Origin of the sequence: Chryseobacterium cucumeris (genome assembly GCF_016775705.1) — a bacterium.
Taxonomy (GTDB): Bacteria; Bacteroidota; Bacteroidia; order Flavobacteriales; family Weeksellaceae; genus Chryseobacterium; species Chryseobacterium cupriresistens.
In genome coordinates, this window is the sequence record NZ_CP068760.1 from 3,763,123 (window position 1) to 3,777,462 (window position 14,340).

Annotated in this window: 13 protein-coding genes; 3 read left to right on the top strand and 10 right to left on the bottom strand. The window is 36.3% G+C overall.

Features of this window, described 5'->3' with window-relative positions; genetic code table 11:
• Positions 1 to 115: 115 nt before the first annotated feature.
• The 7 genes from JNG87_RS16835 to JNG87_RS16865 form a co-directional block, all read right to left on the bottom strand.
• Positions 116 to 877 carry a TatD family hydrolase gene (locus JNG87_RS16835; protein WP_202839801.1) on the bottom strand — a complete coding sequence of 254 codons (762 nt, stop codon included), beginning with the start codon at positions 875 to 877 and terminating at the stop codon, positions 116 to 118.
• A gap of 5 nt (positions 878 to 882) precedes the next feature.
• Positions 883 to 1,404 carry a DUF4269 domain-containing protein gene (locus JNG87_RS16840; protein ID WP_202839803.1) on the bottom strand — a complete coding sequence of 174 codons (522 nt, stop codon included), beginning with the start codon at positions 1,402 to 1,404 and terminating at the stop codon, positions 883 to 885.
• Complete coding sequence (locus JNG87_RS16845; protein ID WP_202839805.1) at positions 1,405 to 2,355, bottom strand: GSCFA domain-containing protein; 951 nt, start codon at positions 2,353 to 2,355, stop codon at positions 1,405 to 1,407.
• Between the two features lie 76 nt (positions 2,356 to 2,431).
• Positions 2,432 to 3,403 (bottom strand): polyprenyl synthetase family protein, encoded by a 972-nt coding sequence (locus tag JNG87_RS16850; RefSeq protein WP_110010795.1) that lies wholly within the window; start codon positions 3,401 to 3,403, stop codon positions 2,432 to 2,434.
• Positions 3,404 to 3,505: 102 nt separating this feature from the next.
• Positions 3,506 to 4,648 (bottom strand): inorganic phosphate transporter, encoded by a 1,143-nt coding sequence (locus JNG87_RS16855; RefSeq protein WP_202839807.1) that lies wholly within the window; start codon positions 4,646 to 4,648, stop codon positions 3,506 to 3,508.
• 13 nt (positions 4,649 to 4,661) lie between these two features.
• On the bottom strand, positions 4,662 to 5,300 hold the full coding sequence (locus tag JNG87_RS16860; RefSeq protein WP_027374906.1) for a DUF47 domain-containing protein: 639 nt from the start codon (positions 5,298 to 5,300) through the stop codon (positions 4,662 to 4,664).
• Positions 5,301 to 5,451: 151 nt separating this feature from the next.
• Positions 5,452 to 7,149: a DEAD/DEAH box helicase gene (locus JNG87_RS16865; RefSeq protein WP_202839809.1), complete on the bottom strand. Its 1,698-nt coding sequence runs from the start codon at positions 7,147 to 7,149 to the stop codon at positions 5,452 to 5,454.
• Between the two features lie 440 nt (positions 7,150 to 7,589).
• Here JNG87_RS16865 and JNG87_RS16870 point away from each other — a divergent pair, with 440 nt between their 5' ends.
• The 3 genes from JNG87_RS16870 (at position 7,590) to JNG87_RS16880 (ending at position 10,790) form a co-directional block, all read left to right on the top strand.
• Complete coding sequence (locus tag JNG87_RS16870; RefSeq protein WP_202839811.1) at positions 7,590 to 8,255, top strand: DUF2461 domain-containing protein; 666 nt, start codon at positions 7,590 to 7,592, stop codon at positions 8,253 to 8,255.
• A 252-nt stretch (positions 8,256 to 8,507) separates the two neighbouring features.
• Positions 8,508 to 9,302 (top strand): FkbM family methyltransferase, encoded by a 795-nt coding sequence (locus tag JNG87_RS16875; RefSeq protein ID WP_202839813.1) that lies wholly within the window; start codon positions 8,508 to 8,510, stop codon positions 9,300 to 9,302.
• A 9-nt stretch (positions 9,303 to 9,311) separates the two neighbouring features.
• The gene (locus tag JNG87_RS16880) at positions 9,312 to 10,790 is read left to right on the top strand and encodes a lipopolysaccharide biosynthesis protein (RefSeq protein WP_202839815.1); all 1,479 of its coding nucleotides are present in this window, start codon (positions 9,312 to 9,314) and stop codon (positions 10,788 to 10,790) included.
• Between the two features lie 20 nt (positions 10,791 to 10,810).
• On the opposite strand, the gene JNG87_RS16885 is transcribed toward JNG87_RS16880, so the two are convergent.
• From JNG87_RS16885 to aspA, 3 genes are all read right to left on the bottom strand, one after another.
• Entirely contained in the window at positions 10,811 to 11,851 is a 1,041-nt protein-coding gene (locus tag JNG87_RS16885; RefSeq protein ID WP_202839817.1) for a hypothetical protein, read from the bottom strand.
• Between the two features lie 121 nt (positions 11,852 to 11,972).
• Positions 11,973 to 12,827: a glycosyltransferase gene (locus JNG87_RS16890; protein ID WP_202839818.1), complete on the bottom strand. Its 855-nt coding sequence runs from the start codon at positions 12,825 to 12,827 to the stop codon at positions 11,973 to 11,975.
• Positions 12,828 to 12,918: 91 nt separating this feature from the next.
• Positions 12,919 to 14,319 (bottom strand): aspartate ammonia-lyase, encoded by a 1,401-nt coding sequence (gene aspA, locus JNG87_RS16895; protein WP_110010803.1) that lies wholly within the window; start codon positions 14,317 to 14,319, stop codon positions 12,919 to 12,921.
• Positions 14,320 to 14,340: the final 21 nt, after the last annotated feature.

Below are 14,340 nucleotides of genomic sequence, written 5' to 3' on the forward strand. Positions count from 1 at the left end.
AGAGTCTGGAAGCTGGGAGCTGGAAGAAGGAAGTTATTGAGGTTATAACAATAACTGCCAGAAATTATAAGACTAACAGTAACCTCCAGCTTCTGTCTTCCAGCTTCCAGCCGCTTTACTTAAAAAGATTTTTTGCATTCTCTGTTGTGATACGGTCTATCTCTGTAAAGTCTTTTCCATAAATATTCACCAGTTTTCCGGCTACCAGATCAAGATAAGAACTTTCATTTCTTTTACCTCTGTGAGGAACCGGTGCGAGATAAGGAGAATCTGTTTCCAGAACAATTTTATCCAATGGAACTTCGTTCAGAAACTGATCTATTTTTCCATTTTTAAAAGTGACTACTCCACCGATTCCTAAGATAAAATTAAGATCAATGGCATGTTGTGCCTGTTCAAGATTCCCTGAAAAACAATGGAAAATCCCTCTTAATTTAGGATGTCTTTTTCTTTCCAGCACCTCAAATGTTTCGTCAAAACTTTCTCTTGTATGAATCACAATCGGAAGGTCTTTTTCTATGGCCCAGTCGATCTGCTGTTCGAAAGCTTTCACCTGGATATCGAGTGTTGTTTTATCCCAGTACAGATCTATTCCGATCTCTCCTATCGCAGGAAAATGTCTTTGATCAAGATAATTTTTTACGATTTCAAGTTCTTTTTCCCAGGATTCCTGTTTTACATAACAAGGATGTAATCCCATCATAGAAAAAATCTGCCCCGGATATTCTGTTTCCAGCTGCAGCATTTTCTCATGCGATTCAGAATCGATAGCAGGAAGATAAAATTCTGTTATTCCTTTGTCTAAAGCTCTCTGAATGGCTTCTTTTCTGTCTTCATCAAATTCTTCTGCGTATAGATGTGTGTGTGTATCAATCATTTTATTTAGTATTTTAACAGATCTTCATAAGGGTTTTCAAGTCCCAGCAATAATCCGAAAGCGGGTTCTGTTTTTATTCCCTGTTTTTTAAGTTCTATTATTTTCTGTTTAAATTCTTCTCCTTTTTCCTGTAATATTTTGTATTCAGCCATCATATGAAGATAGGCGTTTTGCTGTATTGTAGGCTTATTCTGTCCAAAGATCTCGATCGGGAAACCATCAAGCACAAAATTCAAAGTCATGCATTTTTCCCCGTTGATAATGGGATATTCAACGTCAACATCGTGAGGGATGAACCTGCTGAACATTAAATCATCCAGAAAGTCTTCTTCAAATCTTAAATCAACCTCAAAAATAATATCCAGATCACTTCCTGCTATATCTATTTCAATAGGAACAGTTCCTGCTAAAATAGGGGAATACTCTTTTAATTTCTCAAAAAAGCGATGCTTTGTAAGAAGTTCGTAAGCTTTTTTCTGTCTTTCATTGCCATTTCTGAGATAATCAATCTTGGTGAAATCAGGCATTTAAAATATTTTATGTTTTACCTTTTTGCGCTGGGCTTCAATTCTTTGATCCAGTTTTTCTCTGAATTCTATAAACTTTGGATCTTTCTTATCACTGGTTTTATGTTCAAGAGCTTTGATAATCTTAAAGTTTTCTTTGATAAAATTCTGGGTTTCTTCTGAAAAATAAGATCTTCCGAATTTCTCAAAAATATAATTAACCGCCTGTGTGCTGGGATGGATCATATCTTCCTTATAGAAACGGTAATCCCGCAGGTCATCCATTAAAATTTCATAAACAGGCAGATAATGACAGTCTTCAAACATTGAAATTGATTCATGAATAGCTGTAATCAGTTTCGATTTGCTTAATTGATTTTCTACCATTCCATCCTTGGTATGTCTTACGGGAGAAACGGTAAACAGGATTTGGACTCCTTCTTTACAAATGTCTTTAAGGTCCAGAATAGTCTGGTAAATTGAACTGGTAAGCTCCTGATGGGACAGCAGTCTTTTCTCAAAAAACTTTTGCGGAATTTTATGACAGTTGGCTACCAGTTTATTTTTGGGCAGAAACTCATAAATAAATGATGATCCATAAGTAATGATGATCCAGTCGGCTTCCTGAAGAAAGGCATTTCCCGCTTCAATAGCTCCATTAATCTTATCTAAGGTCTGATGAATATAACGGGTATCAAAACTGGTATGATGATCCAGAGAGATATATTCTTCATTGTAAGTAATCAGTTCCTCTTCTTCATAAAATGCAGAATCATGTAATCTGTTGATGGCATGATTGATGGAATAAGGATTAAAAATCGTCCCGAAAGGATTATTAAGGGTCTGAAGTTGTCCGTCCTGCAATAGATCTGTCATTTCAGAGGCAAAACATGATCCTATTGAGAATATTTTATCTTCAATCTCAATCTTCTTTTCTGATGCGGGAATATCAACTTCGGTTCTGAATTTCATTGTATACGGATTAGGTTGCAGGAAATAAGTAGCGGGCAAATTACTGTTACCTGCTACCTATCATCTGCTGCCTATATTAACTTTCTCTTCTCAACAAATAATTGGCCAGTTCAATAAAAGGTTTTTTCTTTTCTTCCGGCACATCAATTTTCTGAAGATAACTTTGTCCGATTTCATTGTGTTTTTCAATCAGTCGTAATGCTTTTTCATCCACTTTTGTTCTTCTGAAAATCTTTTCTACCCCGTACACTTTATCAACGTTTTCCGTCTTTTTAGAATACCAGTAGTCCAGTTCTTTTCTTTCTTCGTCTGTAGCGTGTTCTCTTGCTAACAGATACAGAACTGTTTTTTTATTTTCATAAATATCTCCGGCGTGTTTTTTCCCAAACTGTGCCTGATCTCCAAATACATCAAGATAATCATCCATAATCTGGAAGGCAATTCCGATATGTTTTCCGAAATTGAAAATAGCTTTCGCATCTTTAAAATCTGCTTTTGCAATCAAAGCTCCGATTTCAAATGAAGAAGCACTCAACACACCGGTTTTGTAGGTAATCATTCTGATATAATCATCAAAAGTAACGTCTTTCTGGGTTTCAAAGTTGATATCATACTGCTGTCCTTCGCAAAGCAAAAGCCCTGTGTGGGTAAATATTCTGATACAAGCTTTGAAGATTTCAGGTTCAAGATCTTCAAAGAACTTGTACGCTTTCAGCATCAGTCCGTCTCCGGAAAGAATTCCTACGTTAAGACCATGTAAAGTATGAATGGTAGGCTTGTTTCTTCTCAAAGGAGCTTCGTCCATAATATCATCATGGATCAGGGTGAAGTTATGGAAAAACTCGATAGCCAACGCTGGCTTGATGGCCTGTTTAAGATCTCCACCGAACATCTCACATGCCATCAGCACCATAATGGGACGAAGACGTTTTCCGCCATGGGAAATAATATAATTCATCGGCTCGTAGAGCTCCGAAGGTTTATCTTTAAAAGTATATTTAGTGATGGCATCTGCAACAATCTGCTGGTATCTGTCTAAAAATTCCATAAAATCTTATAATTTGAACAAAAATACGATTTTTCAAGGCTTTATAAAACAAAAAACTTTGCCCAAAAGGACAAAGTTTGTATAATTATATGATTTGTTTTTTTAGAAAACGAAGGTTACCACAAGATAGGTAATTCCTGCAACAATTGCAGAGATTGGAATGGTAAGAACCCAGGCCCAAAGTAAGCTTACAGTGATTCCCCATCTTACCGCTGAAATTCTTTTTGTTAATCCTACCCCGATGATAGAACCTGTAATCGTATGGGTTGTAGATACAGGAATACCAAAGTGGTCTGTGATGAATAAAGTAATAGCACCTGCAGTTTCTGCACTTACTCCTTCTAATGAAGTTACTTTGGTAATCTTGGTACCCATTGTTTTGATGATCTTCCAACCACCGCTCATTGTACCTAAACCGATGGCAAGGAACGAAACTAAAGGAACCCAGATATAATGCTGCGCAAAATAATCAAAACGTTCTGCAGAAGGAATATTCAGATACTGAACATCCTGAAGCATATTAACGTGATAGTAAATTACCGCTGCACCAATGATCCCCATTACTTTCTGTGCATCATTCAAACCATGTCCCAAGCTGAATAAAGCGGATGAAGCCAGCTGCAATCTTTTGAAAGACTGGTCTGCTTTGTGCGGGTTTGATCTTTTATAAAGATGTACAATGATCAGGGTAATGATAATTGAAATAATCATCCCTATAATCGGAGCCATGAAAATGAACAGGAAGATAGGAATTACTTTATCAAATTTCACCACACTCTGGTGTGTTACCTGATTGAAAGCTTCTTTCATAGTACCCCACATTCCAAGATCCGGCTGGGCTGCAGCCACATCGTGATAATCCATCATGAAAGCATGCATAAGAGCTGCTCCCAGGAATCCTCCGATCAGCGTATGTGATGATGATGAAGGGATTCCGAACCACCATGTAAGCAGGTTCCAGGCAATAGCTGCCACAAGACCGGAAAATATAACTTCAAGGGTGATAAAATTCTCGTTAACTGTTTTGGCAATTGTATTACCAATTTTGAATTCTCCAATAATATAAGCAGCTATAAAGAATGCTGCGAAGTTCCAAAGCGCCGCCCAAAGTACAGCCTGGAATGGAGTTAAAACTTTTGTAGAAACTATAGTTGCAATTGAGTTGGCTGCATCATGGAAACCATTGATATAATCGAAGATCAGGGCCAGCGCAATAATAACTACAAGTAAAATCGGAAATTCCATTTTTTGCTATGTATTAGGCGTATTTAATCATGATGTTCTCAATCGTATTGGCAACATCTTCTGCTTTGTCTGTTACAATTTCAAGGTAGTTTAATACAGATGAAACTTTAATAATGTTGATGGCATCATTAGTTTCAAATAATTCTACCATTGAGTTGGAAAGCAAATCGTCAGCAATATTCTCAATAGAGTTCACCTTAATACAAGCTTCTTTCACCTGTTCCATATTTTTGAACCCTTTAAGGTTTTTCATCGCATTCTGAATTTCAAGACATGCTTTATGGATCAATAAAGAGAAGTCTGAATAGGCCTTCATCTCAGGTGATTTGTAAAGAAAAATATATTTTGTGGATGCGTAGATATAATCAGCGATATCATCAAGCCCTGTTGCCAATGTGTGGATATCCTCACGGTCAAAAGGTGTAATGAAGTTTTTCCCTAATTCTACGAAAATTTCGTGAGTAAGTTCATCGTTCTTGTGTTCGAAGTCGCTCATTTTCTTCAACATTGAATCGTCATTAAGATCGAAATCCTTGATTCCTGTGTTGAATTCTTCTGACATTGCAACTAGATTTTCAGTTACTTTTTCGAAAAGTACAAAGAAGATTTTATCTTTTGGTTGAAAAGCGTGGAAAATATTACCAATTCCCATTTTTTAGTATTTATAATTCGTGTGCAAATTTCTTAAAAAAGGATTGTACGTGAAACTATATAACATTAAGTTTTGTTAACATTCGCTTAACTACTGATTATCAAATAAAAAAACCGGCATTAATGCCGGTTTTGTATGGTATAGGAAGAGATTAGTTAGCTACTTCAGCTCTCATATCTTTTCCTTTGAACTTCATCGATTGAATATTGCTCAATACATTGTCTTTGAACGATTTTTCAACTTCGAAGAAAGAGAATTTCTCTAAGATTTCGATATCACCGATTTCCGCTCTTTTCTTGCTTTTTCCGCCAGCAGTAGCTTTGTTGATAATATCTAAAACATCAAGCTTCTTCAAATGGTCTTTTTTACCAAGGTTGAAGAAGAATCTTACCATGTTTTCATCTCTTCTTCTTGGTTTTCCGCCACGATCTCTGTCTCTGTCACGTCCGCGATCTCTGTCGCGACCTCTATCTCTGTCTCTGTCACGTCCACGGTCTCTTCTTGAGTAATCGTCATCCCTGCTGCTTAATTTCTGCTCAGCAAGGTCGTGCTTGTCTTTGTAGTATAAAGCAAGATCTTTCAACTGGAACTGTAGCAGCTGGTGCACCAGTTCTTCTTTTGTGAAGTTGCTCAGATCCGGGATTAAGCTATCATCAAATTCGAAAAGATCTTCGTGCTCTGTCAATAATTTTTCAAATACACCTCCTACCTGAGCTTTGATAATATCATCACCTGTAGGGATAAATCTTTCGTGGATTTCAATTTTAGTTGCAGATTTGATCTGTTTCAGTTTTCTGCTTTCTTCTGGCTTGATTAGAGCCATAGAAATACCGTCTTTTCCAGCTCTACCTGTTCTTCCGCTTCTGTGAACGAATACTTCAGGGTCATCCGGTAAAGAGAAGTGAATAACGTGAGTAAGAGAGTTTACATCCAGTCCTCTTGCGGCAACGTCTGTAGCCACAAGAATATCAATGTTTTTCAATCTGAATTTCTTCATTACCGTATCTCTCTGCGCCTGAGAAAGATCACCGTGAAGAGCATCAGCGGCATATCCGTTCTGCATTAAGAAATCAGCAACCTCCTGAGTTTCCATTCTCGTTCTGCAGAAGATAATGGAATACTGGTTTGGATTTGCATCGATAAGTCTCTTCAATGCTTCTTTTTTCTGACGGTACCCTACAACATAGTATTCGTGAGTAATGTTCTTCTTCACTTCGTTGATAGAACCTACTGAAATACGATGTGGTTTTGTAAGATAATTTTTGGAAATTCTTTCCACCTCTTTATTCATCGTTGCAGAGAATAAGAAAGTTTGTTTCGTTTCCGGGGTTTCGCTTAGAATGGTTTCCAATTCGTCCTTGAATCCCATAGAAAGCATTTCATCAGCTTCGTCTAATACTAACCAATGGATCGCAGAAAAATCTAATGCTTTTCTGTTGATAAGATCAATTACTCTTCCCGGAGTTCCCACGATAATCTGTGGCTTATCCTTCAAAGATCTCATCTGCTCTACAATACTACTTCCACCATAAACCGCAGTTGTCTTGATGTCTTTCATATACTTAGAGTAATTCTTTATGTCCTTCGAAATCTGAAGACATAATTCCCGTGTCGGACAAAGCACCAATAATTGGATTTTGCGACTCGTATCGTCAATCATATCCAAAATCGGAAGCGAAAACGCTGCTGTTTTGCCTGTCCCTGTCTGCGCAAGTGCGATCAAGTCGCGAATATCTGAAAGAATAAAAGGGATAGTCTGTTTTTGGATTTCTGTTGGGCTTTCGTAACCCAGTTCGCCAATTGCCTTAAGGATATCAGGACTTAAATTGGTTTCCGTAAATAAATTCATTAACTATTTTAAAATTTTTGCAAAGATACAATAAATATTTGATTTGTTTTTGAATAAATTTTTAAATATGCAAACTTAAATTCACAATCCTGTAATATTTCTTTGATTTTTGGAAAATTAAATCTAAAAAAAGAAGCCTAGATTTAAAAAGTTGTTAAACATTATTTTTTTTTATTAAATTGGATTAATTTTTTCCGTGTTATTTATGAATTTTCAAAAATAAAGCCATAAAATGCAAATTTTTGTTTTTCATATTCTTATTTATCGCTATTAAACATTGTCCCTTCATTAATAGTTTTTGTACATTTGAGCTGTGGGATTCGGGGTTCGGGTTGCGAGATCCGATATCCGAGACTTTGATTCGGGATTCTGGGTACGAAATCCAGGATTGAGAATAGATTTTGAATCTCACTTAATAACAAAAAAACACCTATTACAATATGTCTTCAAGTATTTCTTCCAAAACATTTGATTTTTTAAAAAAGTTAAATAAAAACAATAACCGCGAGTGGTTTAATGAAAATAAAAACTTATACACAGAATCGCAGCAAAACGTGGTTTCCTTTCTGGATGAGCTTACCAGAGAGATGTCCGGTTTTGATGAAGAACTTGCCAGAATAGACAGTAAAAAAGCCCTGTTCAGAATTTACAGGGATACCCGTTTTTCAAAAGATAAGTCACCTTATAAAACCAATTTCGGAGCTTCTCTGGGAATGGGAAAAGGAAATCAGAAAGGAGGTTATTATCTTCACCTTGAACCCGGAAAATCCTTTTTAGCCGGAGGAATCTATATGCCTGAATCTTCTGTCCTGAAAGAAGTCCGTAAGGAAATTTCTTTGTATGGAGATGATTTCCTGAAAATTCTCAATAATAAAGATTTTAAAAAACATTTTCCGGAGCTTGATCAGGAAGATAAACTGAAGAAAGTCCCACAAGGCTTTGAAAAGGAAGACCCTATGGCAGAATACCTCAAGCTTAAAAACTTTATTGTGATATACTCTCTGAAAGATGTGGAAGTACTGGACAAAAATGCAGTGAAAAATATGAGCAGCGTTTTCAAGCTGATGAAACCTTTCAATGATTTTCTGAATACTCCTTTACTTTAATATCTTTAATTTCTGATCACAAATCGCAGATTCAACAGAAGACTGCACGTCTTCTTAAAAGGCCATGATATTCAAAACATGTGTTGCAAAGATAAAGATGTCTCTGTGACAAATTGAGAATATCTTAAAATTCAATGGGTTACAAAAATAAATTTTAAAATTTAGTACTGAAAATCAAGCTATTACAATTAACATTTTTTAAGAAAAGTTTTACATTTTTATGTATCTTTGCTGTTCGCCAAAAAGCCAACAATGTCTTTATACCAAAAAATTGCAGAGAAACTACAATACATAAGCCCGAATTTTTACAAAAAAAGATATTTTAAAACTTTAAATAATCTTAATAAAAACAACTTTTCGGAACGTAATGTAGAACCGGAACTGGTATGGATCAAAGAATACCTTTCTAAAAATGCTGTAATCCTTGATATTGGTGCGAATGTAGGAACTTTCCTTTATCAGTTGGAAAAAACGTTAAATCATGACCATATTTATGGTTTTGAGCCTAACAAAAAGCTTTGCACACGATTGAAAAGACTGTTTCCGGGCATGCATATCTTTCCTCTTGCTCTTTCTGACGAAAACAGAATTGCTGAGTTCAAAGTACCCATTATAAACGGAAAAACGGTTGCTTCCCGCGGTACTTTAAACACGGCTTACAAAGAAAAGGGAGAAGAGAAAAGTTATACAGAGAAAGTAAAAGTGATCAAGCTGGATGAATGGGCAGCACTTGAACATTTCAACAGACTTGATTTTATCAAAATAGACGTTGAAGGAAATGAAATAAAGACCCTTTCCGGTGCGAGAGAAACTATCAGACAGTTCAAACCAACCCTTATGGTTGAGATGGAACAAAGACACCATGAAACGCCTATCTGGAATGAGATATCCGAAGTGATGAGCTGGGGATATGACGCCAAATATCTGAACAGAAACAGTTTTACGCTGGAGGATCTTACAGAAGATATTATTACACAAAATACAAACGACGAAAAAAATAAAACTCAGTACATCAACAATATTATTTTTATACCTAAAAACATTTAAAACAACTTTATGAGTGTAGTAGCGAGACAAGGCTTCAAATATTCCATTATCGGTTATATTGGTTTTTTGCTGGGCACCGTTTCCGCAATATTCATATTTCCGAATGATTTTGAATTTTACGGAAAGCTGCGCTACAGTATGCAAACCGCTGAAATGCTCGTTCCTTTTGTTGTTTTTGGTATTTCTTATGCGAATGTAAAATTTTTTAACGCTTTACAGAAAGAAGGAAAAAACCAGAATATGCTTTCACTATCTCTTGTGACTGTCCTGATCAATTTTCTCATTTTTGTTACTGTATTTTTTATCCTCCCCTATTTTTATCCGAAATTTGTACATTCAGAAGCATGGAAAATTAAAAAAATTATTTTACCCTTAATTTTAATTTTGTCACTTTGTGCTATTTTCAATAAATACACTTCAAATTATAAAAGAATTGTCGTCTCGAATATCTTTGACAATCTTTTCCCTAAAATAGCAAATCTGGGGGCTTTCTGTCTTTTCTTCTATTTTTCTTTGTCTCAGAATATTGCACTGGCTTTTTTCTTCGGAATATTTGCGCTCATGCTGTTCGGGTATATTTATTATACCAATAAGCTGGAAAAAATAAAGTTCGACATCAGCACAGATTATTTCAAAAAAAATAATTTCTGGAAGGAATTCCTGAACTACAGTTTCTTTGGATTTCTGGGAACGTTTGGAAATTATCTGGCGATCAACAGTTTTATGATTGGAGAATTTATGGGAATGGAAGAAAACGGGATATATTCCGTTCTCTATGCTTTGATTTCTCTGATCTCTATCCCCCAACTGGGACTATTCAATATTTCGGCTCCGATTATCAGTAAAAATCTGGCAGACGGAGATATGGTAGAACTGGACAGGTTCCATAAGAAAACTTCTTTAACACTTTATTTCCTTGGTGCTGTGTTGTTCTCGTGTATTATGGTTGGATTCCCTTATCTGACGCAGTTCATGCCAAAGAACGGAACCATGCTCAGAGAGTACGAGCCGGTAGTATGGATCTGGGGCTCTGCCGTATTGATTGACCTTGCAACGGGATTTAATGGAAATATTATTTCACTCTCAAAATATTACAGATTCAATATTCTGGTCATGCTTTTACTGGCCGGATTAACGATCGGACTGAATTATTATTTTATTAAAAACACACCACTGAAACTGATCGGAATTGCTTTATCTACAGCTATTTCACTTACGATTTACAATGTGGTGAAAATTGTTTTCAATTATATTGTATTTAAAGTTTCGCCTTTAAGTATTGAAATGATTTTCGTGTCTATTATCTGTACTTTAGCCATTACAGTAGCCATTGTTCTTCCTAATTTCAACAGCAATCTGATTAATCTTGTTTACAAACCTGCAGTTGTTTTGGTACTGATCTATATCGGAAATTACTTCACAAAGATTTTCCCGGTTGAAGATTATCTGAATATGAAGTTTATCAAGAGTGTATTTAAGATAAAATAAGAGAACAATTCAGACTTTTTTTAGATTAAAGATGTTAGAAATTGTTCCAGTCTCTTCTGAACTTCTTTCCTACCATAAGTTTTATAAAAATCAAATGGAGTTTCCGAAACAGTGTTTAATTGTTCAAGAACATTTTCTTTTTCAGCAATAATAAAGTCTAATTTTGAGGGATAATTTCCTGGAAAAACAGCCAGTTTCCCATAGGCTATGGCATCGCCCAGGTTTCCTGTCATTTTAGTCAGTCCATAGGTTTCTTTCATGCTGAAGAATTCTGTATCCTGCTGAATCGGACACCACAAAACGTCTGCTTTCTGCATCCATTTTTCAAAATCCCTGGGGGACACCCTTTCTGAAAAATAGGTAATTTTAATGTTTTCGGGTAATTTTCCGAACAAATTTTCAAGTTGTTTTAACTCGTGTCCGCCTGCTTTTCCAAGGAAAACAAACTGGCAAATCCTGTCTGTATGGAGATTCTGAATAGTTTTAAAAATATAGGCGTAATCTCTTCTCTTTTGTGAAACACCGCCTGGAATTACGACCATAAGATTTTCATTTTTTGTCCTGTCAAAATCTCTGGTATAAAACAGCGGCAGATACTGATATTGATCCGAAATCAATGCTTCATCCAGTACAAAAAGAGACCGGGATGTCTGATACACTTTGGTCTTGTACAGCAACCCTTCTTTCAGCCACAATTTTAACCTGAAAATAACATCTCCTTTGAAAACGCTTTTTATCAGGTCCAGCTTTGAAGATTTTATGAAATTAAGATTATGGGTAATAACTGCTGTATTGTACTTTTTTGTCACTGCAAAAAATGTATTAAAATAACGATGAACAGTTCCTATTACCACGAGGTCATATCCTTTCCCTTTTAACTGATCCAGAATCATGGAACTGTCTGATAAGAAAACAGCTTCGTCACGATGGTTGATCTGATCTTTTATTCTTTTTGAAAAATAATAGTCTACGGCAAAATCCTCAGAACCTTCCATAATATCCATGAAAGCCTGAGCAATTTCTGCATGAGTGTCTATTTCTATGTACGCTATTTTTTTCACGGGTTAACGGGAGTTATATCTTAAGTTTGGCTAAAGCCAATGGATTTTTATTTTTTTAATTAAACGGGCTAAAGCCCGTTTCTACTGATGAACATTTGCAATGTATAAAATAATCTATCTTTTACATCTTCAGCCATTTCTTTTTCAACATTTTCATACGCTGATTATTAACGGCTTTTTGTTCTTCTTTTGTAATTTTCAATTCTAATTTTTTTGATCTGCAGCTTTCATAAGACCTGATAATATCGAAGAAAAATGAAGCAGACTTACTTTTCACAGCTTCTTTTGAGGAGGCGATGTATGCCAGAAACCTGTTCAGCCCTAAGAAATAAAAATATCTTCCGTAATAATCCGCAGGGCGTATGGTATAATCGGCTCCTTTTACTTTAATCAACTTTACATGCAGCTCCGGAAGAACAACTTCTTTCCACCCAAGATTATCCAGTAAAATGGAATCAATATTATCCCAGCCCAGTGTTTCCCTTATGCCGCCCATCTGAATAAAACATTCTTTACGGTAGGCCTTCATAGGACCTCTTACATGATGTTTATTGGAATTTCCCTCATATACCCAGTTTCCGTCTTTTTCAATGTACAAAAGGCCTCCTACCAATCCAAATTCCGGATGCGTGGCAAAAGCTGTTTCTACTACTGACAGATAATTTTCCGGAAGAATGATATCGGCATCAAATTTACAGATAATATCAAATTCATCCATAGCCTGGGTCTGAAGTCCGTTTTTGAAAGCGTGAACCACTTTTGATCCCGGCTGATGTTCAGATTTCTGAAGGTTGACGGTTTCAAAACGGGAATCAGCTTCCGTATATTTCCTGATCACCTCAGCTGTTCTGTCTGTAGAACCGTCATTCACTACCACTACTTTAAAATCTTTGCTGCTTTGCTGTTGTAAAGAATCAAGAGTAAATGGAAGGTTGTTTTCTTCGTTATGGGCAGGAATTATGATTAAAAACCTCACGAATTATAGTATAAATGATGAATAATAAATGATCAATGATGAGAAGCTTTCGAGGACATCAATTACCATTGATCATTTATCGTTGATGAATTTATTTGTTATGCGGTTTCAGCATATTCTTCGGATCAAGAATTTCGTCCAGCTTTTCCTGAGAGAGAATTCCTTTTTCCAGAACAAGATTGTAAACACTTTTCCCGGTTTCCAAAGCTTCTTTTGCAATCTGTGTAGACTGTTTGTACCCGATGTAAGGATTCAATGCCGTTACAATTCCGATGCTGTGTTTCACCATATTCAGGCAGACTTCCTTATTGGCTGTAATTCCAACCACACACTTGTCGCGAAGTGTATCCAAAGCATTGCAAAGGAAGTTGATATTTTCCATGATGGCATGAGAAAGCACCGGTTCCATTACATTCAGCTGTAACTGTCCTGCTTCTGCTGCAAAGGTTACCGTAAGATCGTTTCCAATCACTTTGAAACATACCTGATTAACCACTTCCGGAATTACAGGATTTACTTTCCCCGGCATAATAGAAGAACCCGGCTGCATTGGCGGAAGATTAATTTCAAAAAGGCCTGCTCTTGGACCTGATGAAAGTAATCTTAAATCGTTACAGATCTTTGACAGTTTCACAGCAAGGCGTTTCATTGCTGATGAGTAGATCACATAAGATCCCGTATCAGGGGTAGCTTCCACCAGGTCTGGTGCTGAAACAATCGGAAATCCTGTTATCTGAGCTAAGTTTTTAGCACAAAGGGCTGCATAGCCTACCGGAGCATTTATTCCTGTTCCGATGGCAGTAGCTCCCATATTTACTTCCACAAAAAGGCTGGCATTGTTATTCAGCTTGGAGATATCCTCTTCCAAAGTGGCTGCATACGCTTCAAATTCCTGCCCTAAAGTCATCGGGACTGCATCCTGAAGTTGTGTACGTCCCATTTTGATTACATCCTGAAATTCCTGTCCTTTTGCACGGAAAGCAGTGATAATTCTTTCTAATTTTTCTACCAGCCCAATGTTCATCTGAAGCAATCCCATTTTGATAGCTGTAGGATAAGCGTCATTGGTAGACTGAGAAAGGTTGATATGATCATTAGGCGAACAGAATTCGTATTCTCCTTTATTTTTTCCTAATTTTTCCAATACAATGTTGGCGATCACTTCATTCGCATTCATGTTGATAGAAGTTCCTGCTCCCCCCTGAATCATATCTACCGGAAACTGCTCATGATATTTCCCTTCTACAATTTCATCACACGCTTCTGCTATTTTAAAATACAGGTTTTCGTCCAGAAGTCCTAATTCATAATTGGTTTTTGCGGCTGCTTTTTTTACAAAAGCCAACCCTTTTATGAAATCCGGATACGAAGACAAAAGCTGTCCTGAGATTTTAAAATTGTCGATAGCTCTTTGTGTCTGAACCCCATAATAAGCATCTAAAGGCACATTCAGTTCGCCTAATAGATCACTTTCTTTTCTGAAATTTTCCATTACAGATATTTTACTGTTTTT

Bases quoted from the DNA above. Each gene is read 5' to 3' on its own strand.
- JNG87_RS16835 (WP_202839801.1), bottom strand. From the start codon at position 877: ATGATTGATACACACACACATCTATACGCAGAAGAATTTGATGAAGAC.
- JNG87_RS16840 (WP_202839803.1), bottom strand. From the start codon at position 1,404: ATGCCTGATTTCACCAAGATTGATTATCTCAGAAATGGCAATGAAAGA.
- JNG87_RS16845 (WP_202839805.1), bottom strand. From the start codon at position 2,355: ATGAAATTCAGAACCGAAGTTGATATTCCCGCATCAGAAAAGAAGATT.
- JNG87_RS16850 (WP_110010795.1), bottom strand. From the start codon at position 3,403: ATGGAATTTTTAGACAGATACCAGCAGATTGTTGCAGATGCCATCACT.
- JNG87_RS16855 (WP_202839807.1), bottom strand. From the start codon at position 4,648: ATGGAATTTCCGATTTTACTTGTAGTTATTATTGCGCTGGCCCTGATC.
- JNG87_RS16860 (WP_027374906.1), bottom strand. From the start codon at position 5,300: ATGGGAATTGGTAATATTTTCCACGCTTTTCAACCAAAAGATAAAATC.
- JNG87_RS16865 (WP_202839809.1), bottom strand. From the start codon at position 7,149: ATGAATTTATTTACGGAAACCAATTTAAGTCCTGATATCCTTAAGGCA.
- JNG87_RS16870 (WP_202839811.1), top strand. From the start codon at position 7,590: ATGTCTTCAAGTATTTCTTCCAAAACATTTGATTTTTTAAAAAAGTTA.
- JNG87_RS16875 (WP_202839813.1), top strand. From the start codon at position 8,508: ATGTCTTTATACCAAAAAATTGCAGAGAAACTACAATACATAAGCCCG.
- JNG87_RS16880 (WP_202839815.1), top strand. From the start codon at position 9,312: ATGAGTGTAGTAGCGAGACAAGGCTTCAAATATTCCATTATCGGTTAT.
- aspA (WP_110010803.1), bottom strand. From the start codon at position 14,319: ATGGAAAATTTCAGAAAAGAAAGTGATCTATTAGGCGAACTGAATGTG.